Source organism: Streptomyces sp. NPDC030799, assembly GCF_055572255.1.
In genome coordinates, this window is the sequence record NZ_JBVIDS010000005.1 from 142,858 (window position 1) to 168,288 (window position 25,431).

General features: G+C 73.2%; 23 protein-coding genes and 2 pseudogenes. 14 read left to right on the top strand and 11 right to left on the bottom strand.

Annotated elements, in window-relative coordinates; translation table 11 throughout:
* Positions 1–15: 15 nt before the first annotated feature.
* Positions 16–618, top strand: coding sequence for an Rv1733c family protein (locus ACZ41I_RS14120; RefSeq protein ID WP_399767552.1), 603 nt, complete (start codon positions 16–18; stop codon positions 616–618).
* Between the two features lie 297 nt (positions 619–915).
* Here the strand turns inward: ACZ41I_RS14120 and ACZ41I_RS14125 are convergent, their stop codons facing one another.
* Both ACZ41I_RS14125 and ACZ41I_RS14130 read right to left on the bottom strand, forming a co-directional pair.
* Positions 916–1,326 carry a hypothetical protein gene (locus tag ACZ41I_RS14125; protein ID WP_363219515.1) on the bottom strand — a complete coding sequence of 137 codons (411 nt, stop codon included), beginning with the start codon at positions 1,324–1,326 and terminating at the stop codon, positions 916–918.
* 164 nt (positions 1,327–1,490) lie between these two features.
* Positions 1,491–1,568 (bottom strand): annotated as a pseudogene (locus tag ACZ41I_RS14130) (GlsB/YeaQ/YmgE family stress response membrane protein); the annotation flags it as partial.
* Between the two features lie 128 nt (positions 1,569–1,696).
* Here ACZ41I_RS14130 and ACZ41I_RS14135 point away from each other — a divergent pair.
* Together ACZ41I_RS14135 and ACZ41I_RS14140 are read left to right on the top strand one after the other, a co-directional pair.
* Entirely contained in the window at positions 1,697–2,059 is a 363-nt protein-coding gene (locus ACZ41I_RS14135) for an ArsR/SmtB family transcription factor (protein WP_363219514.1), read from the top strand.
* Between the two features lie 278 nt (positions 2,060–2,337).
* Positions 2,338–4,044: an LCP family protein gene (locus ACZ41I_RS14140; RefSeq protein WP_468514171.1), complete on the top strand. Its 1,707-nt coding sequence runs from the start codon at positions 2,338–2,340 to the stop codon at positions 4,042–4,044.
* Positions 4,045–4,086: 42 nt separating this feature from the next.
* Here the strand turns inward: ACZ41I_RS14140 and ACZ41I_RS14145 are convergent, their stop codons facing one another.
* Together ACZ41I_RS14145 and ACZ41I_RS14150 are read right to left on the bottom strand one after the other, a co-directional pair.
* Positions 4,087–4,320, bottom strand: coding sequence for a hypothetical protein (locus ACZ41I_RS14145; RefSeq protein ID WP_363218970.1), 234 nt, complete (start codon positions 4,318–4,320; stop codon positions 4,087–4,089).
* 66 nt (positions 4,321–4,386) lie between these two features.
* Positions 4,387–5,256: a class II glutamine amidotransferase gene (locus tag ACZ41I_RS14150; RefSeq protein ID WP_399767562.1), complete on the bottom strand. Its 870-nt coding sequence runs from the start codon at positions 5,254–5,256 to the stop codon at positions 4,387–4,389.
* Between the two features lie 646 nt (positions 5,257–5,902).
* On the opposite strand from ACZ41I_RS14150, the gene ACZ41I_RS14155 reads away from it, so the two are divergent.
* The 4 genes from ACZ41I_RS14155 to ACZ41I_RS14170 all read left to right on the top strand — a co-directional run bounded on the left by ACZ41I_RS14155 (position 5,903) and on the right by ACZ41I_RS14170 (position 9,601).
* Complete coding sequence (locus tag ACZ41I_RS14155) at positions 5,903–6,463, top strand: copper chaperone PCu(A)C (protein WP_468514408.1); 561 nt, start codon at positions 5,903–5,905, stop codon at positions 6,461–6,463.
* 175 nt (positions 6,464–6,638) lie between these two features.
* Positions 6,639–7,325, top strand: a complete 687-nt coding sequence (locus ACZ41I_RS14160) for a hypothetical protein (RefSeq protein ID WP_468514172.1) — start codon at positions 6,639–6,641, stop codon at positions 7,323–7,325.
* Between the two features lie 242 nt (positions 7,326–7,567).
* Entirely contained in the window at positions 7,568–8,185 is a 618-nt protein-coding gene (locus ACZ41I_RS14165; protein WP_468514173.1) for a sigma-70 family RNA polymerase sigma factor, read from the top strand.
* 189 nt (positions 8,186–8,374) lie between these two features.
* The gene (locus tag ACZ41I_RS14170; RefSeq protein ID WP_468514174.1) at positions 8,375–9,601 is read left to right on the top strand and encodes an MFS transporter; all 1,227 of its coding nucleotides are present in this window, start codon (positions 8,375–8,377) and stop codon (positions 9,599–9,601) included.
* A 92-nt stretch (positions 9,602–9,693) separates the two neighbouring features.
* On the opposite strand, the gene ACZ41I_RS14175 is transcribed toward ACZ41I_RS14170, so the two are convergent.
* The gene (locus ACZ41I_RS14175) at positions 9,694–10,683 is read right to left on the bottom strand and encodes a TIGR01777 family oxidoreductase (protein ID WP_468514175.1); all 990 of its coding nucleotides are present in this window, start codon (positions 10,681–10,683) and stop codon (positions 9,694–9,696) included.
* A 197-nt stretch (positions 10,684–10,880) separates the two neighbouring features.
* On the opposite strand from ACZ41I_RS14175, the gene ACZ41I_RS14180 reads away from it, so the two are divergent.
* The 3 genes and pseudogenes from ACZ41I_RS14180 to ACZ41I_RS14190 all read left to right on the top strand — a co-directional run bounded on the left by ACZ41I_RS14180 (position 10,881) and on the right by ACZ41I_RS14190 (position 12,543).
* Positions 10,881–11,546 carry a ScbR family autoregulator-binding transcription factor gene (locus ACZ41I_RS14180; RefSeq protein WP_399767583.1) on the top strand — a complete coding sequence of 222 codons (666 nt, stop codon included), beginning with the start codon at positions 10,881–10,883 and terminating at the stop codon, positions 11,544–11,546.
* Between the two features lie 160 nt (positions 11,547–11,706).
* A pseudogene (locus ACZ41I_RS14185) lies at positions 11,707–12,002 on the top strand (SAM-dependent methyltransferase); the annotation flags it as partial.
* A 7-nt stretch (positions 12,003–12,009) separates the two neighbouring features.
* Positions 12,010–12,543 (top strand): NADPH-dependent FMN reductase, encoded by a 534-nt coding sequence (locus tag ACZ41I_RS14190; protein WP_468514409.1) that lies wholly within the window; start codon positions 12,010–12,012, stop codon positions 12,541–12,543.
* Positions 12,544–12,774: 231 nt separating this feature from the next.
* On the opposite strand, the gene ACZ41I_RS14195 is transcribed toward ACZ41I_RS14190, so the two are convergent.
* Positions 12,775–13,941, bottom strand: coding sequence for a PucR family transcriptional regulator (locus ACZ41I_RS14195; RefSeq protein ID WP_468514176.1), 1,167 nt, complete (start codon positions 13,939–13,941; stop codon positions 12,775–12,777).
* Between the two features lie 180 nt (positions 13,942–14,121).
* Here ACZ41I_RS14195 and ACZ41I_RS14200 point away from each other — a divergent pair, with 180 nt between their 5' ends.
* Both ACZ41I_RS14200 and ACZ41I_RS14205 read left to right on the top strand, forming a co-directional pair.
* A complete protein-coding gene (locus ACZ41I_RS14200) occupies positions 14,122–15,627 on the top strand; it encodes a long-chain-fatty-acid--CoA ligase (protein ID WP_468514177.1) in 1,506 nt (501 codons plus the stop codon).
* Positions 15,628–15,685: 58 nt separating this feature from the next.
* A complete protein-coding gene (locus ACZ41I_RS14205; protein WP_363218980.1) occupies positions 15,686–16,129 on the top strand; it encodes a DNA-binding protein in 444 nt (147 codons plus the stop codon).
* Here ACZ41I_RS14205 and ACZ41I_RS14210 read toward each other — a convergent pair.
* Complete coding sequence (locus ACZ41I_RS14210; protein WP_468514178.1) at positions 16,081–19,296, bottom strand: amidohydrolase family protein; 3,216 nt, start codon at positions 19,294–19,296, stop codon at positions 16,081–16,083. The two genes, ACZ41I_RS14205 and ACZ41I_RS14210, sit on opposite strands and share 49 nt — an antisense overlap.
* A 392-nt stretch (positions 19,297–19,688) precedes the next feature.
* Here ACZ41I_RS14210 and ACZ41I_RS14215 point away from each other — a divergent pair, with 392 nt between their 5' ends.
* On the top strand, positions 19,689–20,174 hold the full coding sequence (locus ACZ41I_RS14215; RefSeq protein ID WP_399767595.1) for a DUF6083 domain-containing protein: 486 nt from the start codon (positions 19,689–19,691) through the stop codon (positions 20,172–20,174).
* A gap of 54 nt (positions 20,175–20,228) precedes the next feature.
* Here the strand turns inward: ACZ41I_RS14215 and ACZ41I_RS14220 are convergent, their stop codons facing one another.
* Positions 20,229–21,704 carry a hypothetical protein gene (locus ACZ41I_RS14220; RefSeq protein WP_468514179.1) on the bottom strand — a complete coding sequence of 492 codons (1,476 nt, stop codon included), beginning with the start codon at positions 21,702–21,704 and terminating at the stop codon, positions 20,229–20,231.
* Between the two features lie 113 nt (positions 21,705–21,817).
* Between ACZ41I_RS14220 and ACZ41I_RS14225 the strand changes: the two genes are divergently transcribed.
* Positions 21,818–23,053 carry a molybdopterin-dependent oxidoreductase gene (locus ACZ41I_RS14225; protein ID WP_399767601.1) on the top strand — a complete coding sequence of 412 codons (1,236 nt, stop codon included), beginning with the start codon at positions 21,818–21,820 and terminating at the stop codon, positions 23,051–23,053.
* A 313-nt stretch (positions 23,054–23,366) separates the two neighbouring features.
* On the opposite strand, the gene ACZ41I_RS14230 is transcribed toward ACZ41I_RS14225, so the two are convergent.
* Genes ACZ41I_RS14230 through ACZ41I_RS14240 form a run of 3 tightly spaced genes read right to left on the bottom strand, consistent with a single transcriptional unit; the run spans position 23,367 to position 25,422 of the window.
* Positions 23,367–24,119, bottom strand: coding sequence for a class I SAM-dependent methyltransferase (locus tag ACZ41I_RS14230; RefSeq protein ID WP_399767604.1), 753 nt, complete (start codon positions 24,117–24,119; stop codon positions 23,367–23,369).
* Positions 24,119–24,733, bottom strand: a complete 615-nt coding sequence (locus ACZ41I_RS14235) for a TIGR04282 family arsenosugar biosynthesis glycosyltransferase (RefSeq protein ID WP_399767607.1) — start codon at positions 24,731–24,733, stop codon at positions 24,119–24,121. The genes ACZ41I_RS14230 and ACZ41I_RS14235 overlap by 1 nt, the downstream gene beginning before the upstream one ends.
* A complete protein-coding gene (locus tag ACZ41I_RS14240) occupies positions 24,730–25,422 on the bottom strand; it encodes a glycosyltransferase family 2 protein (protein ID WP_468514180.1) in 693 nt (230 codons plus the stop codon). The genes ACZ41I_RS14235 and ACZ41I_RS14240 overlap by 4 nt, the downstream gene beginning before the upstream one ends.
* Positions 25,423–25,431 lie beyond the last annotated feature (9 nt).

The following is a 25,431-nucleotide window of genomic DNA, read 5'->3' on the forward strand; positions in this document are numbered from 1 at the left end:
GAGGAGGCGGTGACGATGAACCGGACACCTCCCACGACGGTCGCCCGGGTACGGCTGTGGCGCTGGCGGCGCAATCCGCTCAGGCGGCACAGCGACGTGGTCGAGGCCTGGATCGTCCTCGTGACCTGGGTGCTCGCCGTCCTCGGCGGGGCCGTCGCCGGTCTGGCGGCGGTGCAGACCGCCGACTCCGCGTTCTCCGCCCGGCAGGCCCAGGTGCACGCCGTGTCCGCCGTGCTCATCGACGGCGCGGCGAGGACCCCGACTTCCGCGAGCGGCTACGACGACGGGCGGGTATGGGCCGCCGTGCGCTGGACGGACGACCACGGCAGGGTGCACACCGACCAGGCGAAGGTCCGGCCCGGCGCCCCCGCCGGATCCCAGGTGACCGTGTGGACCAACCGGTCGGGCCACGTGGTCTCCGCGCCCGTCACCGGCGCCGCGGCGGACCTGCAGACAGCCCTCACCGGTGCCCTCGTCGCCCCGTCGGCCGGTGCGGCGGTCTGGGCCGCGGGATGGCTGGTCCGCAGTCGGCTGATCCGGCGGCGCATGGCCGAGTGGGACGAGGAGTGGAAGCAGATCGGGCCGCGGTGGGGGAACCTCAGCGGCGGACGAGGCTGAGCGGCCGACCACCGGGCCGCGGGAGCTTCGCCGGCCGGTCCTCCATGTCCGCTGGGCCGTTCGGGAAGGCGGTACGACAGGGCGGGAAGGGCCACCCGCTTCTCGCGGATCCGGATTGCGCGGTGCACGGCTCCCAGCCGCTTCCCCGCGTCTGTTCTCGGTCCTTCCCGCCACTACCAGCACACCACGGATTCCGCCGCCCCACCAGGCCCGGCAGCCACCGTCCGGCGACTTTGCGCCCGGCAAGCCGGGCCGCAGCCGCCCCGTGGGCGGCCGGCGAAGCGCACCTACGCTCGCTCACACCTTGTCCAGGACGACGAGGAGCACCAGCAGTACGGTGGCGCCGGCGGTCGTACCGTGGGCGACGACGGCCGTGAGCGGGAAGTGCCGCTCGGCCGTGGCGGCCCCGCGGGAGTGCCGTCCGGAACTGGGCAGCCAGCGCAGCAGCATCATGAAGCCGAACGCGGCCACGATCAGCACGACCGCGCAGGCGGCCCAGGCCGAACCCCGCACCCCTCGCACCACGTAGGCGGTCCAGGCGGCGAGTCCGGCCACGGCGAGGCCCACATGGCCGAGCACGAGCCACAACGGCAGCCGTGTCACACCGGGTGTGCGCTGCCGCAGTCCACCGTGCCGGACCCACACCGTGGCGAGGTACCCGCCGAGACCGGCGGTCAGCAGCCACGCGCACAGAACGAAGACACCCATACGGTCCGTTCCCCCTGTCCTGGTACGGCCGGGCCCTGTGACGGCGTCAGGGCTACGTGGCCCAGCACACCGCACAGAGCGGGAGGAGTCCGGACATCCATCCGTTGATTCACCCGTAGGGATGAAAAGTGCCGCTTCTGCAGTGCTGTGGCACCCGAACCGGATCAGTCGCGGGAGTTTCCGAAGAGGATGCGGTAGCCGATGAGCAGCGCAAGGGAGCCGCCGATCGCCGGACCCCAGGAGACGCCTGTGCGATGCGTCGGGCACTGCCACGAAGACCGATCGCCCGCGCCCGCCCCCGGAATCCGGACGCCTACACTGGGTGGGCGCGTGTGCGTCGACTGTGACGAGGGCGGGACGGGAGAGAACCGTGACGGAGAACGCCGCTGGCTTCCAGGACCCGCCCGCCGAGGTGCTGGCGGAGGCCGCCGCGGCGTTCGGCCTGCTCGCCTCGCCCGCCAGGCTGCACCTGATGTGGGCCCTGTCGCAGGGGGAGAGCGATGTCACCCATCTCGCGGACCGGGTGGGCGGCGCGCTGCCCGCGGTCAGCCAGCACCTGGCGAAGCTGAAGCTCGGTGGCCTCGTCCGCTCCCGCCGCGAGGGCCGACGGCAGGTCTACTACATCGACGACCCCGACGTCGTCACCCTGGTCCGCGTGATGGTCGGACAGCTGACCGCCCGCTCCCGGCACGCCTGGCTCCCCGCCCAGGGCCTGCGCAGAATCGGTGGCTGACGGCGCCGGCCGTTCTCACTCACATCGGGGTCCTTTCTTATACAAGGCGCGTAGACTCCCGCTCCCGTACCCTCCCGGGTCCGCATCCCGCTCCATGAGATGCCTCACCTGTGCAATCTTGTGTGGAGCTGCACTGCTCGGGCCACGGGTTTGTTAGATTGCGCAACCACGCAAGCAAGGCGGAGCCGCGTGTTCCGCCCGCCCGTACCTCGCCGTGCGGGTCTGGCCGTACGCCGCACGGCCCGGCCTGACGGCCCGACCGTTCAGGGGAGTGGGAGATGAGCGACCCGTGGGACGGGCCCGCCGGCCAGGCCACCCGCAGCCGTAGCGCGAGGGTGCCCGGACAGCGAGCGGCCGAGCCCGACGGGCCGCGTCCGCCGGGCGGACGGGCCGCGGCCCGGGCGGCTGCCCGCTCGCACGGCGGCAGCCGGGGGCGCCGGGCCCGTCAGGCGGGCCGGGGCAGGCGGGTGCTGAAGATACTCGCGATAGGCCTGTCGACCCTCATCGTGGTCACGGCCGGTGCGGGCTGGTGGTTCTACGAGCACCTGAACGGCAACCTCCACAGCGTCGCGCTCGACGGCAAGGGCGGCACCGAGAAGGCGGACGCCTTCGGCCGCATCCCGATCAACATCCTGGTGATGGGGTCGGACGGCCGTACCAGCGCGGCCGACTGCAAGCTCGGCGGCGGCTGCTCGAAGACCGGGGTGCAGACCGGGAGCAACGCGGACGTGCAGATGGTGGTGCATGTCTCCGCCGACCGCTCCAACGCCACGGTCATGAGCATCCCCCGCGACACCATGGCCAAGGTCCCGGCCTGCAAGGACAGCGAGAGCGGCCAGTCCACGAACGGCTACTACGGGCAGATCAACAGCGCCCTGCAGTACGGCCCCGCCTGTCAGGTGGCCACCGTCCACCAGCTCACCGGCATCCCGATCGACCACTTCGTCAAGCTGGACTTCTCCGGCGTGGTGAAGATGTCCGACGCCGTCGGCGGTGTCTCCGTCTGTGTCAGCGACAAGGTCTACGACACCTACTCGCACCTGAAGCTGTCCAAGGGCACCCACACCCTGAAGGGCGTCGCGGCGCTGGAGTTCGTCCGCTCCCGGCACGGCTTCGGCGACGGCAGCGACCTCGGCCGTACGATCTCGCAGCACATCTTCCTCAGCGCGATGATCCGCAAGTTCAAGAGCGCCGGCACGCTCACCGATCCGACGGCGGTGTACGACCTGGCGGACGCGGCGACGAAGGCGCTGACCGTGGACGACGGCCTGGGCAGCGTGAAGAAGCTGATCTCACTCGCGTCGGACGTGAACAAGGTGCCGACGAACCGGATGACCTTCACGACGATGCAGACGGCCCCCGACCCGAACAACAAGGACCGCGTCGTCGTGGGCCCCGGCGCCAGGACGCTGTTCTCCACCATCGCCGACGACCAGTCGCTGACCACCGGTTCGGGCAAGAAGTCCGCGGCGGCCCAGGCGACGACCAAGCCCACCGCCCCTGCCGTACCGGCGTCGCGGATCGCCGTCACCGTCGAGAACGGCACCTCGGTGACCGGCCGTGCCTCGGACATCGCGACCGCGCTGACCGACCAGGGCTTCAGCCCCGAGACGTCCACGGCGAACGCGCCGAGCCCCGCCACGACCACGACCCTGACCTACGGCACCGGTCAGAAGGGCGAGGCACAGACGGCCGCCAAGGCGCTGGGCCTGTCCTCCTCGCACCTGAAGCAGGGCACCGGCACGGGCCTGACCCTGGTGATCGGCAGCGACTGGCCCAGCGGCAGCAGTTACCCGGGCGGCAGCTCCTCGCCGGCGCCCGCGGACACCCACGCCGCCGTTTCCAACGCCCACGCCTCCACGGCCGACCAGGCCAAGACCTGCGCCAAGGTCAGCCCCTACAAGACCGTCGAACTCAACGGGGTCTCCATGACACCGTCCCAGGCCTACGAGGCCGCGCGCGGAAAGCCCGACTCGGACGCCTGACCGCCGGTGAGGACCTGCGCGTGGCGGAGGTCTCCCACCGGTTCAGGGACTGGCGACGTCGAAGCCGTACCGCAGCGGCTCGCTGGTGACGGCGTAGTCGCGGCGGTACAGGTACACCGCGTCCGCGCGTATGCCGCCGGGGGGTGCGGCCTCGACCGGGCAGGGGTACGTCACCTGGATCACGCGCGGCCGGTCGGAGACCTTCATCCGCAGCCCGTCCGCCGGCCCTCCGTCGAGCACGGCGGTCTCCCAACCCGTCACTTCGGTAGTCTCCACGACGGAAATTTTACGGGTTGCGCAAGTTTTGAGCCGGTGAGGCGGATCACTGGGACGGCTGCCGGGCTACGCGGGCCGCTGGGAGGCCGCCGCCTCGGGGCGCAGGTCGGACAGGGTGAGGGGGTGGGCCGGGGGATCGGCGAGTGCGATGCGGGAGGCCGCCTGCAGGTCGGGGCCGACGTGGAGCAGTTCGCCGGGCGCCATGAGCTGCCAGTACGGGCTCTCGTCCAGGCGCTCGCTGGCCACGACGACGGACGGACGATCTCCCAGATGCGCCGAACGCACCCGCAGGTGACCGCCCCGGCCGCTGTGGTCCAGATGCCGTGAGCCCTGGTGACCGCCCGCCGGGCGCCGCAGGACGTACAGCTCGTGGGTGGCGGGATAGCGCAGCGCCCACAGCTCCCGGGCGGTGACGAGGACGACGTTGAGCGCGAACAGCGGCAGGTTCCGGGCCACCCAGCGTGCGGCCGACTCCAGACCGGCGGACACGTTCCCGCGGTGCTTCGCGGTCTCCCGCGTGACCAGGGCGAAGAAGCGCTCGGAGTCGGTGTCGCCGTGCACCAGCGCCCGGTCCTCGCCCAGGTGGCGGTCGAGTTCGTCCAGCCCCTCGATCACACCGTTGTGGGCGAACAGCCGCCCCCGCTGCTCGAAGGGATGTGTGTTGCGTACGTCCAGCCCGCCGGTCGAGGCGAACCGGATGTGCGCGAGGAAGGTCGCCGACTCGACTTCCCGTGCCTCCCTGGCGAAGACGCGGTCCTCATAGGCCGCGATCGGTGCCTTGTGCACCTCGGGCGTGCCGTCCGCGTCGAAGAAGCCGAGACCGGTGCCGTCGGGTTCGCGGTGACTCTGCGCGCTGAGACTGTCGGGGGCGTCCAGCAGCCAGAACGTGGCGTGCGTGCGGAGCGGGGAACTGATCAGTCCGAACAGTCGGCACACGGCATCCTCCTCGTCGCCCGTCCTCCGCCGGGACCCGCCGCGCGGCGCCCGGACGCCCATGGTCCCGCGTGGGGGGCGTCCCCGCACCCGGCGCACCGGCCGGTGTTCGGTCACGCCCCCCGCCGGGGGGCTGCAGACTCCCACAGAGATCCGGGAGGCTCCTCAACCAGCCGCGCGCAGCACCGAGTCGAGTGCCCTGCCGACCGTCGGGTGAGCGAACGCGAAGCCCGCTGTGGGGCAGTGACAGGAGCCACATGTGGCGCCGGGAACTTGCCTCCCTTCCGGCCCGACCTCTGAATCGTCGCGGCGCCGTCCGGTCGCCGCTCAACGGCAGGACGAGGAGAGGCAGTTGAGGGTCGAGCCCCGGCGATCCGGCTCGGGCGCGGAAGGGGTGTGGCGCGAGGCCGTACCACCTCCCGCCCCGTGCGGTTTCCTCGTGCTGCCGGCGCTGATGTTCATCCCCGGCGACGACCGACCTGACCGTCGGCCGAACGACCTGCGCGGCCTGCGTCAAGCGCGTCGAGAAGCCACCGAGGCCCTCATCGAGCCTCGTCACCCTCCCCCCTCGCCATGACCGGCCCGCTCACCCCGATGTCCGCCGCGGCACCCGAAGGACCCCCCATTGACCACCAGCACGACCGGCGACGTGGCCGGCACGACCGACGACACGGCCGGCACGACCGACGACACGGCCGGCACCTCTTGGCGTCCCAGTCGCCGCCGGCTGACCGACGCGCTGCTCGCCGCACTGGCGCCCGTGGTCGCCTTCAGTACCGCGCTGGCCGGACTGACCACCTGGGTGACGGCCGGCCAGGCGGGCCGGCCGGCCCGGATCGCCGTCTCGTCGGGACGCGTCCTGCTGCCCTACGGCGGAACCACCGAGACGGCCGCCTTCTTCGTCATCACCAACAGCGGTGGTGCGGACGACCGGCTGCTCGCGGTGACGTCCCCCGGCACCGGTGGGGAGGCCGGACTCAGCCGGCACCGGATGAGCGGCCCCGGGACCGCCTACCGGGACGTGGTGGACTCCGTGCCCGTTCCCGCGGGCGGCACGGTATCCATGGCGCCGCGCGGGCTCGACGTGACGCTGCGGGCGCGCCCCGGATGGCGCACGGGCGACCTAGTGCCGTTCACGCTGCACTTCGCCCGCAGCGGCCCGGTCAGGACGCTCGCGGTGGTGGTCCGCCCGGGCGAAGGCATCCTCTGACGACCTCGCAGGTGACGACCCGGCAGAGCCCCTTTCCTGGCAGTCGTGGGCGACGGCTTGCTGGTTCCCGCACCGAGTCATGACGTGTGTCACTTCCGGTGCGGTGAGTGTGACGGCGGGGCAGTATCCGTACCTCTGCATGACGACGAAAGCCGGGATGCGAGGATGGGCCGACATGACAGCAGGGTGGTGTTCGCGCACAGTACGGGCCGCGGTGTTCGCGGCCGTCTGTGTCGTGCTCGCCGCCCTCGGCCACGTCCTCATGTCCGGCCGGGACGTTCCCGCCTGGGCGCTGGCCGCGGGACTCGCCGGCACCGGTGTCGTGGGCTGGTGCCTGACGGGCCGTGAGCGCGGGCCGTGGCTGATCGTCCCGCTCGTGGTCGCCGCCCAGACGGCACTGCACTCGGCCTTCTCCCTCGCCCAGTCGGCAGTCGGGACTTCTCCCTCCACGGCGCCCCGACACGCGGGCATGGCCATGGGCACCGGCATGGACATGGGGTCCGTGCCGATGGACTCCATGGACATGGGTCGCATGGGGCACATGCCCATGGGAACCATGCCGCACATGGGGCACTCCATGGACGGCGGCACCTCGTCGTTCGGGATGCCGGCCGCCCACCTGCTGGCCGCGCTCCTCACCGGGCTCTGGCTGGCGTACGGCGAGAAGGCCGCGTTCCGCATCCTGCGGGCCGTGGCCGGACGGCTGGCCGCGCCACTGAGGCTGCTGCTGGCCCTGCCCGTCACCGGCGACCGCCCGGACCGGCGTCCGCGCCGGCCCCGTTCCGACCGGGCACCCAGCCTCGATCTCCTCATCCACGCGATCACCTCGCGCGGGCCTCCCGTGGGGACCGCTGTCGTCTGATGACAGCCGGTATCCCGGGGCCGCCCCTGTGCGCCTCGGGCCACGGTCGTACGTCCGTGCGCATGTCGTAGCACGCCCGTGCCGTAGCACTTCCGTGTCGTAGCACTCCGCCGTGCCGTGACGATCCGGCCGCAGCCTCCTGCTGTGGTGCCGCGCACCGTAGGACCGTCTCCTCACTCACCGGACCCTCCGCGCTCACCCGCGCCCCGGTCCGGTCACAGTTGACCCGAGAAGGACACCAGGTGATCACTTCTGTCCTGCCCGCATCGCGGACCGCGTGCGACCCGGCGGTATCTGCCGACGAGTCGATAACCGCCTGGGCGCTGGCCGCCCGTGGCGGCGACGCGGACGCGGTCGAGCACTTCGTCCGTGCCCTGCACCGTGACGTCCAGCGCTACGTCGCCCACCTCTGCACCGATCCCCAGGCCGTCGACGACCTCGCTCAGGACACCTTCCTGCGCGCGATCAGCAGCCTGCACCGCTTCGAGGGCCGCTCCTCGGCACGCGCCTGGCTGCTGTCCATCGCACGCCGCGCGGTGATCGACAGCTACCGGTACGCCGCCGCGCGGCCCAGGCTGTCGGACGTGGCGGACTGGCAACTGGCGGTCGAGTCGGCCCAGCCGCGCGACCTGCCCGGATTCGACGACGGCATCGCCCTGCTGGACCTGCTGGCCCGTCTGCCGGACGAGCGCCGGGAGGCGTTCGTCCTCACCCAGCTGCTCGGCCTGCCCTACGCGGAAGCCGCCGAGCTCAGCGACTGTCCCATCGGCACGGTCCGCTCCCGAGTGGCCCGCGCCCGGGCCACGTTGACGGCCCTGCTCGAAGCGGCGGAGCGGCCCGCCACCACGCTGGTGGCCTGAGCCGTCCGGAGGGCGGCGCCGCATCCACACGGCCGGCGCCGCCCTCCCCCACTCGGCCGCCCTGCACCGCGAGGACGGACTTGGATGCTGATGCCGCGTACCAGGGCCGCACAGCTGGGCCGCCCGGTGACGGTCGACGGCAGACCGGGCCACTTCCGGCAGACGTGAGCGGGACGACACGATGAGACCATGAGAGCGGGAGACCGAGGTCCGGACCCGGAGCGGCCCGTGATGGGGCCCTGGCGGTTCGTGGTGTGGTTCGGCACGGTCAGTCTGCTCGCGGACTTCGTCTACGAGGGCGCCCGTTCGGTCACCGGCCCCTTGCTGGCCTCGCTGGGCGCGTCCGCCCTGGTGGTCGGCATGGTGACGGGCGCGGGGGAGGCCGCCGCGCTGGGTCTGCGGCTGGTCTCGGGCCCGCTCGCCGACCGTACCGGCCGCTTCTGGGGGCTGGCGATCGCCGGGTACGCGCTGACCGTCGCGTCCGTTCCGCTTCTCGGTGTCGTCGGTGTCCTGTGGGCGGCCTGTGCCCTGGTGACCGCGGAGCGCGTCGGCAAGGCGGTGCGGTCTCCGGCCAAGGACACCCTGCTGTCGCACGCGACGGCGGCGACAGGGCGGGGCCGTGGCTTCGCCGTGCACGAGGCCATGGACCAGATCGGCGCACTGGTCGGCCCCCTGCTCGTGGCCGGCATGCTCGCCCTGACCGGCGGCGACTACGGGCCGGCGCTCGGCGTGCTGGCACTGCCCGGTGTCGCGGTTCTGGTGCTGCTGCTGTGGCTCAGGGCCCGGGTGCCGGACCCGGAGGCGTACGAGCGTGGGACGACCGTCGGTGCGACGCCGCCGGAGCAGTCTCAAGGCGGGCGGCTGCCAGGGGCGTTCTGGACCTACGCCGCGTTCACGGCGGCCACCACGACCGGCTTCGCCACCTTCGGTCTCCTCTCCTACCACCTGGTCGAGCACCGTCTGATGGCCGCCGTGTGGGTGCCGGTGCTGTACGCGGCGGCGATGCTCGTGGACGCCGTGGCGGCACTGGCCACGGGGTGGCTGTACGACCGGTTCGGCCCGCGCGTCCTGGTCGGCCTGCCCGTGCTCACGGCCGGCGTGGCGCTGCTGGCGTTCACGGACACCGTCGCCGTCGCGGTGGCCGGGGCGTTGGTCTGGGGCGCCGCCCTGGGCATCCAGGAGTCCACCCTGCGCGCCACCGTGGCGGACCTGGTGCCGAGCGGACGGCGCGCGACCGCGTACGGCCTCTTCGCCGGCGTGGTCGGCGCGGCGAGCCTGGCGGGCGGCGCGCTGACCGGCGGCCTGTACGGCTACTCGATTCCCCTGCTGATCACGGTCGTGTCCGCGATCCAGGTGGTCGCGCTGGCGCTGCTGGCAGCCACCCGGGCGACCCGGAGCCCACTCCGTGGTCCGTGACCGAAGCCCACTGCGTCGTCCGTGACCGGGGTCGGATCCGATGCGGGTGACCGGGACAGAGCCGCCGCGCGAAGGCCGTCGCCCGTGAGGGGTCAGTTCCGCCGTGCGGACGCCGCCGCCCCTGCCCGCCTGCGCCCGGCCCGGGACGACCTCGCCCGTCGTACGAGGTCCTCGGCGGCCGGCCGCCATTGGCGATACGCGAAGTCGAACCCGGCCTCCCGCAGTCGGCCCGGGACCACCCTGCGGCTCTTGAACAGCAACTCCGTGTCCGTGCGCAGTGCGAGCGCCCCCAGCTCCGCCATCCACCGTGTGGCCGGCAACCCCACGGGGACGCCCCACGCCGCGCGCAGCGCCCGCATGAACTCCCGGTGCGGCAGTGGGCCGGGGGAGGCGAGGTTCACCGGTCCGTCGATGTCGTCCCGCTCGATCAGGAACTCCACCGCGCGTACGAAGTCCTCGTCGTGGATCCAGGAGACGTACTGTGCCCCACCGGCGACCGGTCCGCCCAGCCCCCACCGGGTGAGTCCCAGCAGCACATCGAAGACGCCACCCCGGTCGGGGCTCATCACCATCGCCGCGCGCAGCGCCACCTTCCGTGTCGCCGGTGTCGGTGCCTCGGACTGCGCGCGCTCCCAGTTCCGGGCGATGTCGACGCTGTACGCCCAGTATTCCGGGACTCCGGCCTCCGAGCCGCCGATCACCCCTGTCGCCTCGTCGTTCGCCGCGTCGAAGCGATGGGCGTAGATCGTCGCCGTACTCATCTGCAGCCACACCCGCGGTGGCCGCGCGGCGGCGGCGATCGCCTCCCCGACCACCCGCGCCGAGTCCACCCGTGAATCCATCATGGCCCGCAGGTTCTCGGCGGTGTAGCGGCAGGAGACGCTGCGCCCGGCCAGGTTGATCACGACATCGCTGCCGTCGACCACCTCGGCCCAGCGACCGAGCGTGACCCCGTCCCATGCGACCTGTCGTTCCCGCGTCGGTCGCCGGGTCAACACGGTGACCTCGTGCCCGGCTGCCGTCAGTGCCCGGTCGAGAATCGTGCCCACCTGTCCGGTTCCCCCGGGCAGAACCACCTTCATCGAGCCTCCTCGGTTCGCTGCGCCCAGCGTAGCCGCATATTTGAACGCGTTCAAAAATCCTGGGTTCCAGCCCTTTCGAGGCTCATGTCAGGCGCATGTGCCAAGTCCACGACAACTGACCCGCTGCACCTCGGCGTTGACATGTGCTGCGGTAAGGTACGACCTGTTTGGTTTAATTTTCAGCTTGAGGAGGGTCCATGGCTCAGCAGGAGCGAGCTGTCCGGACCCGACGTGCTGTTCTCGAAGCCGCCGCAGCGGTCTTCGCCGAGCGCGGATACGCGGCGGCGACCATCGCCGAGATCCTCAACCGCGCCGGTGTGACCAAGGGCGCCCTGTACTTCCACTTCGACTCCAAGGCGGCCCTCGCCCAGGGAGTGCTGCAGGAGCAGATCACCACCGAGTACCACGTCACCCGGGAACTGAAGTTGCAGGAGTGGGTCGACACGGGCATGACCCTGGCCCAGCGGCTGCCCCAAGAACCCATGCTGCTCGCGGGCGTCCGGCTCTCGGCGGACCTCCAGGGCCGCGATGTCTTCGGCAGCGCCTGGCCGGCCTGGGCCGAGCTGACCGGGGCCGTGCTGGCCGAGGCCAAGGAGCGCGGCGAGGTGCTTCCGCACGTGGTGCCCGAGCAGACCGCCGAGGTGTTCCTCGGCGCGTGGATCGGCGTGCAATTCGTCTCTCAGGCGGTCGCGGGCTGGGCCGACCTCGATCACCGCATGTCGGCCCTCTTCGACCATCTGCTCCCCGCGATCGCCGCGCCGGCCGTCCTCGTCCGCCTCGACACCGCACCGGACCGGGGTGCCCGGGTGATCGCGGAGGCGCGGCAGAAGTCGGCAACGCCTCTGGCCGCCGCCAACAGCTGAGTCCCCACCGCGTGGCCCTCGACATGACGGGCCTGACCAAACCGCTGAGTCGGTTTCTCGACGGAATGGATCCCCTCCCGATGAACGACGACTGGGAGCGGGACGAGACCCTCTTCGAGGGTGCGGCTGCCTCCTGCGAACTTTGCCGAAGCCACGAGCCGTGGCCAGGACCGTACGCGGCATGCTGCGCCCCGGCGCGGCACTGGTACACCTGTCGGACGTGAGGACCCGTACGGTCGAGGGGCTGCCGTACCCCGCTGTGCCATACCAAGACATCGATGAACTGGTCGGGCGATACCTGGGGCCGGTCCGCCGCGCCGGCCGAGGGCTGCTGCCGCCGGCTTCCTGCGCCGCCTGCTCGTCCCGGCCTCACCAGCGGGCCCGTTCTCCGAACGCGCCCCCGGCGCCGAGGTGTTCATCTGGCGCGAACCCGCGACCCGAAGGGCGGTAGGTTGAGCGGGTGATGTCATGGCCGGTGATTCTGTTGCTGTCCGGGAGTCTGCGGAAGGGCTCCACCAATGAGGCCGTGCTGCGTACCGCACAGACCGTGGCGCCGTCCGTGGGCGTCGACACGGTCAGCTACGAGGACCTGGCCCGGCTTCCGCATTTCAACCCCGACGACGACACCGACCCGTTGCCGGCTCCGGTCGCCGCGCTGCGTGCGGCGCTCGACCGTGCGGACGGAGTCCTGATCTGCACCCCCGAGTACGCGGGCACTCTGCCGGGGTCGTTCAAGAATCTGCTCGACTGGACCGTGGGCGGCACGCAGATCTGCGACAAGCCGGCGGCATGGATCAACGCGGCCGCCCCGGGCCGTGGCCAGGGCGCGGAGGCCACGCTGCGAACGGTGCTGGGCTACACGGGCGCGAAGGTGGTGGAGCCGGCCTGTGTGCGGATTCCGGTCGGCCGGGACGCGCTCGACGAGGACGGACTCATCGCCGATCCGGCAGTACGCCGCCAACTCGGCGAGGTGATCCGCCTGTTGGCGAAGGGCTGACCGTCGGTACCGCCGCGCCGAGCGGGAGCGCCGGGCGGGTGGGGCTGCTCGCCCCGGGCCGGTGCCGCCACCTCGCCCGCGGTCAGCGTCCTGCCGCAGACCCGGAAGTCGTCGACCGATGCCTTCGGGTACGGGTCCCGGTAGCCAGACGGCGCCAATGCCACGCGGGAGGCGGGAGCGCCGGGGAAACCGACTCACGGCGACGGACCGCCGAGCACCGCAGCCGACTGTTCAGGAAGGCAGCAGCCGCAGGGCGTACAGCGCGGCACCCAGGTCGGCGAGGGCGATCGGGTCGGACAGCGAGCGACCGGTCAACTCCTCGATGCGCCGCAGCCGGTAGCGCACGGTGTTCGGGTGGACGAAGAGCCGCTCGGCGGCCTCGGCGGCCACCCCTCCCGCACCGAACCAGTGCCCCAGCGTCCGCAGCAGCCGTGTCCGCTCCGCCTCCGGCAGGTCGAGGAGCGGACCCAGGGCGACCTCCATCAGCCGGCTGGCCTCAGCGGGCGCCGCGGCCACCAGCATCGCCAGCGGGCTGTCGTCGAACCGGGCGACCCCCGGCCCGTCGGCAGGCAGTCCGGCCAGTGCCAGCCGGGCGAAACGCAATGCCTGCGGAGTGTCCCGCAACGAGTCGAACCGGGGACTGACGCCGACCCGCGCCCGCCGTCGCCGCAGCGCCCGCAGGCTCACCTTCTCCGCGTCCCGGTGCGCGAGCGAGACCAGCCCGATCTGCTGGTCCGGCAGCAGCCGCCACACCGACGGCACCCCGGAGCGGCGCAGCGCCGCCTCGATGCCGGGCAGCGGCTCCTGGCCGGGATCCGGCACCGCCGCGGCCACGACCGTGTACGGGCCGCGCTCCGGCAGACCGAGCTGCCGAGCCGCCTCCCACGGCGTCGTACGATCCGCGAGGGCGCCCGTGAACAGCGCCTCGGCCAAAGCCGAGCGGCGCGCCTCGCGCTGCAGCGCCAGCTCCGCACTGGCCTCACGGTAGGCGGCCGCCACGGCCTCCGCGTACCGGCCGAACAGGGCCCAGATCTCCGAGGAACCGGCCACCAGTTCGGCGTCCGTCACCTCCGGGTGCCGCCGCGCCTCGTCGACCATCTCCGACCAGAGCAGCTCGAATCCGACCCGGTAGGCGTGCAGCGTGTCCGCGAGCGGCACACCCTGTTCGGCACGCAGCCGGCCGGTCTGCTGCGCGGCCCCCACGTCGGGTTCGGCGCCGTGGGCGAAACGGCCGAGGAGCAGATCGGCGTTGCCCGCGCAGGACTCCCTGAGCGACGCGAAGGGGATGAGCGAGTCGTCGGCGTACGACTCGACCTCCGCACGGATGCGCTCGGTCATCAGCTCGCCCAGCTCCGGAAGGCGCACGCGCAACGCGGCGACCACATTCTGCAGACCCATGTCCGCAGCGTACGGGGGTCGGTTTGTTCCCAGGAACAACTCGGCCAGGAGGGAACTGTGGGCGTCGCCATGGACCCCCGTGACCGTGCGGGCGACCATGCCGTGAGCGTTGGGGCGGGACCCCGCGTCGGGGGCGGGACCCCGACGAGCGCGGTGAGCGCATGTGTGCGAGGAGGCATCATGGCCAATCTGGCGGAATTCCTGGTGGAGACGGCGCGGCGGCTGCCCAAAAGCCCGGCGCTGCGGCTCGGGACGGCGACCACCACCTACGCCGATCTTGACCGGCTGAGCGCCCAGGCCGCCGCGCTGCTGCGCACGGAGGGCCTGCGCACCGGCGACCGGGTCGCGCTGATGCTTCCGAACGTGCCCGAGTTCGTCGTCCTGTACTACGCGGTCCTGCGCGCCGGCGGCATCGTGGTGCCACTGAACCCGCTGCTGAAGGAGCGCGAGACCGAGTACCACCTGCGGGACTCCGGCGCCGTCCTGCTCTTCGAGTGGCACCTCGCGCCCGGTGAGGGGGCAGCCGGGGCGGACGCCGCCGGTGTACGGCGCCTGGTGGTCGAACCGGGCGCGTTCGCCACCGAACTGGCACGGCTGGAACCGCGGTACGAGGTGACCGCCGCCGCCGGCGACGACATCGCGGTACTGCTGTACACCTCGGGCACCACCGGCCGGCCCAAGGGCGCCGCGCTCACCCACGCCGGACTCCGCCACAACACCGAGGTCAATGTCGCCGAGGTCCAGCGGCTGACCTCCGACGACGTGATCGTCGGCTGCCTGCCGCTGTTCCACATCTTCGGGCAGACCTGCACCATGAACGTCGCCGTCCGCAGCGGCGCGTCCCTCACGCTCGTCCCGCGCTTCGAGCCGCAGACGGTGCTCGATGCCATCGCCCGTGACCGGGCGACCGTGTTCGAGGGCGTCCCCACCATGTACGCGGCGCTGCTCCAGCACCCGGGCGCCGCCGCGGCGGACGTGTCCAGTCTGCGCATGTGCATCTCGGGCGGCGCGTCCCTGCCGGTGGAGATCCTGCACGGGTTCGAGGGGCGCTTCGGCTGCATGGTGCTGGAAGGCTTCGGCATGTCCGAGACCAGCCCGGTCGTCTCCTTCAACCACCCCGACCGCCCGCGCAAGCCCGGCTCCATCGGCACACCCATCCGCGACGTCGAGGTCCGGCTGCTCGACGACGCCGGCCGGGACGTCGTACCGGGAGAGGTCGGTGAACTGGTCGTGCGCGGGCCCAACCTGATGAAGGAGTACTGGCACCGCCCCGAGGAGACGGTCGCTGCCATCCCCGACGGCTGGCTGCGCACCGGGGACCTGGCCCGCCAGGACGAGGACGGCTACCTGTTCATCGTCGACCGGAAGAAGGACATGATCATCCGCGGTGGCTACAACGTCTACCCGCGCGAGATCGAGGAGGTGCTGCACGAGCATCCCGCCGTCGCCCTCGCCGCGGTCCTCGGGGTGCCCGACGAGCGGCTCGGCGAGGAGGTGGCCGCCGCGGTCGTGCTGCGGCCGGGAGCCCAGGCCGGCACCGAGGAACTGCAGCGCTTCGTCCGGGACCGGGTCGCGGCCTACAAGTACCCGCGCCGGCTGTGGCTGACGGACGCCCTGCCGCTGGGCCCGAGCGGCAAGATCCTCAAGCGGGAGATCACCGCGCCGCTCTCCGCCCAAGAGGGGTGAACAACTCGTTCACAATATTCCGTTGACGCCATGTCGTGTGTGGTCGGATCCTGATGGCATGTCATCGACCAGCGACCACACCGATCCCTTCACGCCTCCGCAGCCGGAGCAGGCCCGTGCCCAACGGGTGTACGCCTCGCTGTTCCGCATCGCCGAGCGGCATGCGGCCACGGAGGAGCAACGGCGGCGGCAGACGAACCCGTCGCTCCTCGCGCCGCACGAAGCCGTCAGGCTCGTCACCTTCCTGCTCAGCGGGGCCGCGCTGCGCGAGGACGGCGAGCCGGAGGTGGACCACGCCGACATCACGGCCGCGCTCACCCTCGTCCCGCTGGTGCGCGCGGAACTGGACGAACTGGAGGCGGGGCTCCTCCAGATGGCGCGGGGCCGGGGCATGACCTGGCCCGAGATCGCCTTCGGCCTCGGACTCGGCACTCCGCAGGCCGCCCGGCAGCGCTACGAACGACTGGCCGGCCGCATCGCCACCGAGGAGGAATCCGCCTGAGCGCCGTCCGTGCCGGGATGGCAGCACGAGCCCCGCCGGAAGTGACCGGCCACCTCGAGCCACGTCATGCCGCGGGGAGGCTCCTGACCTGCCGCCCCGTCCTGCGGGTGCGCGGACGTCAGGTCGCCCTGCGTGTGGGGAACCCCCTCACGTACCACGACCGGGATGTCGACCAGGGTGCCGAAGTCGGAGAAGGGGTCGCCGTCGACGACCGTCAAGTCGGCGATCCTGCCCTCCTGCACGGTGCCGAGGTCGGCGTCGAGGCCGAAGAGGCGGGCCGGCACGGTGGTCGCGCTGTGCAGGACCTCGGCCGGCGTGAAGCCGTGGGCGTGCAGGGCGCGCAGCGCAAGGTGCAGGGAGAGACCGACCGGGACCAGGGGAGCATCGGTACCCAGGGCGATGCGGGCGCCGTGCGTCGCCAGCTGCCGGTAGCCGGCCATCTCGGTGGTGAGGGCGCGCCGTTGCGCGTCGGTGGGCGCGGTCCGGGCGTGCCGGCGGACGACGGCGACGTCCCAGGGCGGCATGAGACGCGTCACGCGTGGATCCTCGGCCAGCCAGGGGTCGGCGGCGAGCAGGATCTGCGCGCTGAACGGCGTGATGATCAGGGCGAAGGAGCCGTCGGCGTACTGCTGCACCAGATCCTGGCCCACCCGGCCGAGCGGGGTGACGGCATGCCCGTACTCCAGGCGCTGGGTGGCCTGCAGATGGGTCGTCAGGTCCTGGCCCGCCGCCCGGCCCGGTGCGCACAGATGGCTGCCGCTGGGCACCCCCAGCGCGTGGGCGGCCTCTGCCGCCTCGGCCATGACCCCGCCCGGGGCGCGCACATACGTCTTGACGAAGTCGACGTCCAGAGCGGTGGCACGCCGGAGCGTGCGCCGGACCCCCTCCCCGGTGCGGTGGGCGCGCCCCATGCTGTACGCGGTGCGCGCGCCGTCGATGAGTTCCGCGCAGGCGAGCTGCCGCGGCCCGAGCAGTTCCCCCGCCCCGGCCGCCTCGCGCAGCCGTACCGCGTCATAGAGCGGAGCGCCGAGACAGGCCGTGGTCGTGATGCCGTACGCGAGCGCGGTGAGGCTCTGACGGGCGCCGTAGGTCGCGGAATAGGGGTGGGTGTGGCTGTCGAACAGGCCGGGGAGGACGGTCCGGTCCGAGGCGTCCAGGGTGCGGTGTCCGGGGCGGCGGGCCCGGTGCGGCTCGACGGCGGTGATCCGCTTGCCGGTGACGAGGATGTCGACGTCGTGCCGCGGCGGCGCGCCGGTGGCGTCCCACAGCTGACCGGCGTGGATCCGCAGCGGCCCGGCCCCGTCGCTCGCGGCGCGCCCGGTGGTGAGGCGGAGCCGGAGGGTGCGCGCCCGGGCGGTGGCCAGGGAGAGGCGGCGCAGCCGGCCGCCGGAGAGGTAGAGGAGCGTGCCGGAGTCCGCGGACCAGCTGGGGTGGTCGGCCGGCTCGTCGGTGAGCCGGCGTGCAGGACCGGCCGGTGTGCCGTCGGCCGTCACGGGCAGCAGCCACAGCGCCGACTCGGCCACCAGCGCCATCCAGCGGCCGTCGGGGGACCACACCGGCCCACAGGCCACCCGGTCGGACAGCGACTGGTGCTCGGCGGGCAGGTACCGGCGTTCGCCGCCGGTGCGGGTGTCGATGACGCGGATGAGGTTGTATCCCTCGCGGAACCGCTGGTTGAGCCGGTTACGGTCGCAGAAGGCCACGTACCGGCCGTCGGGCGACCAGGTGGGGGCGCCGGGCGGCCCGTCGGTGGCCAGCGGCTTGGCCAGCTGCTGCTCACTGCCGGTGGCCAGGGTGCGCAGCAGCAGGTTCCCGGTCAGGTCCTGGCAGGCCAGGCGGGAGCCGTCCGGGGACAGTGCCGGATACAGCCGGCCGCCCTCGGTCAACGGCTCGTCGGCGCCGCTGTCCAGGTGACGGCGGCGTACGGCCACCAGCCCGTCCTGGTCGGTGCAGTACAGCAGGCTGCGCCCGTCCGGCGCCCACGCCGGCATCTGCACCAGGTGGACGTCGGCCGCCTGGAGCAGCTTGCGCGGAGCGCCGCCGACCGGCATCAGCCACAGGGCGTTCAGCGCGACGAAGGCCACGCTGCGGCCGTCGGGGGACAGGGCCGGCCGGTGCACACCGAGCACCGGGTTCGGCCGCTCCGGTACGAGCGGACGCCGTGGGCGCTTCCGGGACGGACCGGGCACCGGCATGTGGGCGGTGAAGGGCACCTCCCGCACGGAGGAGTCGGCGAGCGAGCGGACACGGATCCGGCCGTCACCGACGTACAGCAGCTCGTCCTCGTTCAGCCAGCACGGCGGAGCGGCCGCCAGGTCCTCGTCCGCCGTGACGACCTCTCCGTCGACCATCAGCAGCGCCGCGTCGGCCGGCAGCCCCGCGGAGGCCGCGCCGGTCAGCTGCACATACGCGATCCGCCCCGAGGGCGACACCGACGGGCACAGCAGCCGGCCCCCGGTCACCGTGCGCAGCACCCGGGCCGGGCCGCCCGCGACCGGTACCCGGACCAGCGACAGACCGCCGTCGTTGCCGCCGCCCGGCGTGTGGGCGGCGCGCACGCACACCAGCGACCGCCCGTCCGCCGACCAGGCCGGATCGAAGTCCTCGTAGGCCCCGCCGGTGAGCCGGCGCGGTCGGCCGTCGGTCACGTCCAGCACGCACAGTCCGTAGGAGGCGCCCGCCGTGGCGTCGCCGCCGCGTTCGGAGGAGAAGGCCAGCCGGGTGCCGTCCGGCGACCAGGCCACACCGCGGTCGTCCCAGGGTCCGTCCGTCACCTGCCGCAGCCCGCCGCCGTCCGGCCGCAGCGTCCACAGATGGAAGCCACCCCCGCGATACCCGCACACGGCCAGGGTCTCCCCGTCGGGGGACAGCGCGGGACGCGTCGCCTCCAGCTCCCAGCCCGTCACCTGTACGGCCGTTCCGCCGTCCCGGGGAATCCGCCACAACACCCCCTGCACCTCGGCGATCAACGCGCCGCCGGCTCGGCCGGAAGTGACCGAACCCCCGGTCATCCGCGTGTAGGTGAGGAGCCGCTCGGCTCGGCCGGCCTGCGCACGGGACGCGTCCGGCACTCCGGGTGCCGCCGTCGGCCGCGAGGAGACGGCGGTGACCAGCCCTGCCGCGGCCGTCCCCAGAAAACTGCGCCGATCGACGCTGCCGAAGTCCATGCCCTGTCCCCTGTTCTTCGTGCCGTTTCGGTTCAGCGAAGCGGCAGCGGTACGCCCGGCACCAGTACGCGATTCCGGCCACAGCGGCCCCTCCCACACCCAGCGCAACGCCCGGACCGTACGGCGGTCACGCCGGGTCACCCGGAGCGGGTGCACGGGGACGGCCGGCGGCGCCCGTCCTCGGTGCGGTGCTCGGCGAATGCCGCGGAACTCATCTGCGCCGAACTGGGACTGACGGACCGTCCGGCGGCGGGCAGGCAGGCGCGCGAGGGTGTTCACCGTGCGGCCGAGGCGGTGGTCGTAGTCCTCGGCGGGTCTGGCAGCCGGCCTGCTCCCGGTGCGCCCTCGTCGCGCCCTCCTGGGATGTCGTCCGGACGGGAATGCTGGCGCACATGGGGGCATACGACGACAGCATCATCCCGTTGGCCGGTCACGACGAGCAGGGGCGGCCGCCCGGCGGCGCGCCACGCTCATGGGAGAACACGGACCGCGCCCAGGCGGCCCTCGACGGAGCCACCGGCCCGGAACCGCCCAGCCCGCCGCACTGCCCGCACTGCGGGCTCGCCGGAGAACGGCGCCCCACCTACACGGGGCAGCACGTACTCCTCGAACCCGGCCTCGTGCTGCCCGCGCACCTGGTTCCGGGCGGGCACCGCTGGCACATCGACAGCAACGGAGTCGCCTGGAACGGCGGCTTCGAGGAGCCCCTGACCGGCGCCCGGTGCCGCATCCCGCACCACCTGGCGTGTCCGGGGCTCAGCCTGGACGAGATCCGGCCCTGGCGGTGGCTGACCGCGGTCCGGGCGGAGAACGCCCACCGGGCACGGCGGAGAGCGGACGAGGAGGGCGGTCCGACGGCACTGCCGGATGCCGGCTGAGGCCGACGGCGGGGACGGCGGTGGGGAACGGGCCGGTCATCTGGAGCGCCGGCCTCACCAGCCCGTCAGCAGCAGGTGGTTGAGGAGCAGGGCCAGTACGGCCTGGGCGGTGAGCCAGGCTCGGGGGCGGGGGAGGAGCGCACAGGCCGGCAGGAGCCACAGGGCGAAGGGCAGCCAGATGCGTTCCGTCTCCGCCTTGCTCATGCCGGACAGGTCGGCGACCAGCAGGGCGAGCAGCGCGGCGGAGACGAGGAGCGCCAGGCGCGCCTCCGCGGAGAGCCGGCGGCCGGCCGCGGGGAGCTGCGCCGCCGGGGGGCGGCTGCTGATCGTGGGGCGTGGCGCGGGGTGGATGGAGCCGGTACCGGGGAGCGGCGCCGCCGGGTGCCGGGAGCCGGTCCTGACGAGCAGTGTCGCCGGGCGTCGGACGCCGGCCCCGGGCAGCAGGGCCGCCGTCGTCCTGCTCAGGGCCGCCGCCGTGGCCGGGCCGGTGATGAGGGCGGTGCAGGCGAGGTTGGCCCACACCCAGTAGCCGTAGGGGCGGATGCCGCCGACGCCCTGGTAGTAGCGGGTGACGAGAAGGTGGTAGGCAGTCCACCAGTCGAAGCCGGCCAGGGTGAACACCACGGGGCACACGGCCAGTCCGGCGAGCAGGGACAGCAGCAGCGCGGGGCGTGCGCGCAGGCCGGAGCGAGCGAGCGCGAGCACCGCAGCGCCGATCAGCGCGACGAGCGCAAGGCCGTAGGAGAGATAGCAGGTCAGCCCGAACAGAAGGCCCGACGCCGCCGCGCAACCGTGGGACCGCCGCGTCAGTGCCAGGGCGAGCAGTGCCAGGGACCAGGCGGCGACGGCCGCGAAGTAGCCGTCGGCCGACGTGCCCTGCCACACCGCGGCCGGGGCGAGCACCAGGAACGGCGCGGCCCGGCGCGCGAGGGTCTCGGCGGCCAGCGCGCGGAGCGCGATCAGCACGGCCACGCATCCCGTCGCACCGATGGCGATGCACCACATCCCGGCCCAGCCACCGCCCCGCAGCCCGATCCGGTCCAGCAGCACGAAGGTGAGCGTGGCGCCCGGCGGATGGCCGGCGACATGGGCGGGCCAGGGGGCAGGGGAGCCGCTGACGATGTGGTGGGTGAAGTCGCGCAGGGTCGCCGGGATGTCCTGGAAGCGGCCGATGACCCGGAGGTACTCCTCGCGGGTGGTCAGCCGCACCGCGACGCCCTGGTGCCAGCCGTCGACCAGGGCGAGGGCCAGGATCCAGGCCAGGGCGGCCGTCCAGGCCACCGCGAGGAGCGCCCGCCAGGACAGACGGGCCGCGACGCCGGGCCCGTACGCCGCGGTGGCCGCCGCCACCGCCAGGGCCGCCGGGCTTCCGGGGCCGACGTGCGGCTCCCACTCGGCGAACACCGGCGGCCAGTGCACGAACAGGGTGTGGCGGGTGTCCTGGAGGTGCCGGCCGATCAGGACGGCCGCCGTCACGAGCAAGACGGCGGCACCGGCGGCGTACAGGTCACGGCGGAGAGATCGAGTCACACCGGAACGCTAGGCCGGGGCACCGCCGACCGGCCGCCCGCCAGGCAGGACGTCAGCGTTTCGTCACCGGTCGTGGACCCGTTTCCGGGGGTGCCCCGGCCTACGGTCGGGACATGCGCGACCATCCCCGGCTTCCCACTTCCCCCGGCTTCTGGCGCAGCCCGCTGCGCGGCCCCTGGTTCACCTCGGTGCTCGGCCTCGTCCTGCTCATCGGCATCACCGTGCTGTTCGTGACAGGACTGGTGTCGTACGCCGCCTACAACCCGGACCTGTCCCGGGTGAACGACACGACCCCGGACAAGGGCGTCCTGGGCTTCTACCTCTTCGCCTGGCCCACCGACCCGGTGTGGCTGTACCGGCTCACCCAGGGCGTCCATGTGACGCTCGGCATCACCCTCATTCCCGTCCTGCTGGCCAAACTGTGGTCGGTGGTGCCGAGGCTGTTCACGCTGCCTCCGGCCCGCTCCCTCGCGCACGCGCTGGAGCGGATCTCCCTGGTGCTGCTGGTCGGCGGAGGACTGTTCGAGTTCACCACAGGGGTCCTCAACGTCCAGCTGGACTATGTCTTCCCCGGCTCCTTCTACCCGCTGCACTTCTACGGGGCATGGGTGTTCTTCGCCGCGTTCGTGGCCCACGCCGCACTCAAGACACCGGCAGCGGTCCGCACCGTACGCGGGCGCCGGCAGCACGAGCCCAGCGACCTGGTCTCCCCGCGTCCCACGGCGCCCACCGTCTCCCGGCGCGGCGCCCTGTGGCTGGTCGGCGGCGGATCCCTGCTGCTGTTCCTGACCACGGTCGGGCAGAGTCTCGGCGGACCCTTGCGCCGTACGGCCCTGCTCGCTCCGCACGGCACGGCCGATCCCGGCGGCGGCCCGAACGGATTCCAGATCAACAAGACCGCCGCCTACGCCGGCATCACGGCGGCCGACACCCACGAGGACGCCTGGCGGCTCGTCGTCACCGGGCGCACCGGAACCGTCCGGCTCAGCCGTGCCGAGCTGCTCCGACTGCCGCAGCACAGCGCGTCGTTGCCCATCGCCTGCGTGGAGGGCTGGTCGACCGCCGACCAGTGGTGGCGCGGGGTGCGGCTGCGCGACCTCGCGGCGCTCGTCGGGTACGACGGCGACCCGCCGGACGTGCTCGTGGAGTCCCTGCAACGCCACGGGGCCTTCCGCCGCGCCGCCCTGCGCGCCAACCAGGTGGCGGACGGGCGCTCCCTGCTCGCCCTGTACGTCAACGGCGAGGAACTGTCCCCCGACCACGGCCGCCCGGCGCGGATCATCGTCCCCGCGGCACCCGGTGTGCTCAACACCAAGTGGGTGGCCCGGCTGACCTTCGGAGACCTGTGATGCGCCGTCGCGTACGTCTTGGCAGTCCCCTCCAGCTGCTCTTGCTCGCCTGCTCGTTCGCGCTCGCCGCGTACGCCGGGCTCCGGCTGTTCGCCGGTGACTGGTTCGGCGTGGCGCTGTGGATCGTGGGCGCCGCATTGCTGCACGACCTCGTTCTGCTGCCGCTGTACACGGCGGCCGACCGGGCGGCCGTACGCGCTCTCGGAGCGGCCGGACGGCGCGACCGGACGCTGTACGTGCGCGTCCCGGCGATGCTGTCCGGGCTGCTCCTGCTGGTGTGGTTCCCGCTGATCAGCGGCATGGCGCAGCGGCGTTACCGGTCGGCCACCGGCCTGTCCCCGGACGGCTTCCTCACCCGCTGGCTGCTGATCACCGCCGTTCTCTTCGGCGGCTCGGCGCTGGTGTGGGGATGGCGGGTGCGCAGGGCGGCGAAGCAGCGGCCCCCCGCGCCCCACTGAGCGACGGACCGCCAGCCGGCCCTGCGCGCGTAGCGCAGCAGGGCCGGGGTGCCGAGGCGCGCCCACGGAAACGGCGCACCTTGGGGCCGGGCGGCGCCGATGGTGTCGACCACCTGCACCCGGGCGCGTTCGTCGACGTGTCCCGGCACCGTCTCGGCGATCAGCAGACCGCCCGGGCGCAGCAGCGTCGCCACCCGCTCCAGTAGGACCGACGGTTCCCCGCCGATGCCGATGTTGCCGTCCATGAGCAGCACGGTGTCCCAGCGGCCCTCGCCCGGCAGCCCGTCGAACACCGAGCGCCGCAGCGCCTGCCCCCCGAGCCGGACGGTGTGGTCGACTGCGGCCTCGCTGACGTCGATGCCGAGCACGGTACGGCCCCGGGCGGCCAGCTCCGCCACCAGCCGGCCAGGACCGCAGCCGACGTCCAGAACGGCGCCCTCGCAGCGGTCCAGTACCGCCCGGTCCACGGCGTCCGCGCGGGCGCACCAGCGCTCCACCTCCAGTGGCAGCAGCCAGCCGTCGGCGCGGCGCAGGAACAGCGGGCCGCGGCCGGTGCGCAGTGCGGCCGTGTAGGGGTCGGCGGCCGCCCAGGCGACAGAGCCGCCCATCACCGGACGGCCGACGTACAGCGGGCCAGCCGCGCCGCGAACCGGCCGTGCGGGGCCAGCACGGCGACGGCGTGGGCGTCGGCGGCGGTGTCGACGTCCCGCAGCCGCGGCAGCTCGCGCACCCGCAACCCGGCGGCCAGCAGGCGTTGCCGCTGCACGGCCCCGGTCTCGGGTGTCGACATGGGCACGCCCCGCAGCAGCGCCGGGGCCGGCTCGGCCAGGCCGATCGCCCAGAAGCCGCCGTCCTCCGCCGGGCCGAGATACGCGTCGCAGCCCTCGAAGTCCACGGTGAGCAGCTCCGGCGTCACCTGCGGGGTGTCCATGCCGATGAGCAGCGCCGGGCCCGAGCAGTGTGCGAAGGCGTCCGCCAGCCGCTCGTCCAAGCCGCCCGCGCACTGGGGCAGCACCTCGAAGCCGGGCGGCAGCCATGGCCCCGGCGCCCCGTCCAGCACGATGACCCGGCGCGTCGCGGGCGTCGCCGCGACGGCGTGCAGGGTGTCCGCGAGCGCCGCCTCCGCAAGCTGGGCCGCCTGCTGCGGGGTGAACGGCGGGGTGAGCCGGGTCTTGACCCGGCCCGGCAGCGGCTGCTTGGCGATGACGAGAAGCGTGGTCACCGTACGACCCTCCCGTCGGCCGGTGCCTCGGCCAGCACGCGGCTCATGTCCCGCACCGCCTGCCAGGTGCCGCGCCAGGTGCCCGTCACCTTGGAGGCGCCCCTCCGCGGCCGGTAGGGCACGTCGTGCTCGGTGATGCGCCAGCCCGCGTCGGCCGCGCGGACGACCATCTGCAGCGGATAGCCGCTGCGCCGGTCGGTGAGGCCGAGCGCGAGCAGCGGCTCGCGGCGGGCGGCGCGCAACGGGCCCAGGTCGTGCAGGCGCAGCCCGGTGCGGCGGCGCAGCATCCGCGCCAGCGCCAGGTTGCCCGCACGGGCGTGTGCGGGCCAGGCACCCCGGCCCTCCGGCCGCCGCCGGCCGAGCACCAGGTCGGCCGCGCCCTCCCGGATCTCCCGCACGAAGGGCACGAGCAGCGCGGGGTCGAGCGAGGCGTCGCAGTCGCAGAAGCAGACGATGTCGCTCGTGGCCGCGGTCAGGCCGGTATGGCAGGCGGCGCCGAAGCCGCGCCGCGGCTCGTGCACCACCGTCGCGCCGAGCGCGCGGGCGAGGTCGGGTGAGCCGTCGGTGGAACCGTTGTCGACGACGAGGGCGCGCCAGCCGGCCGGGATCCGGCCGAGCACCCAGGGCAGGGCCTCGGCCTCGTCCAGGCAGGGCAGCACCACGTCGACGTCCGTGGAAGTGGTCGTCACGGTTTCACC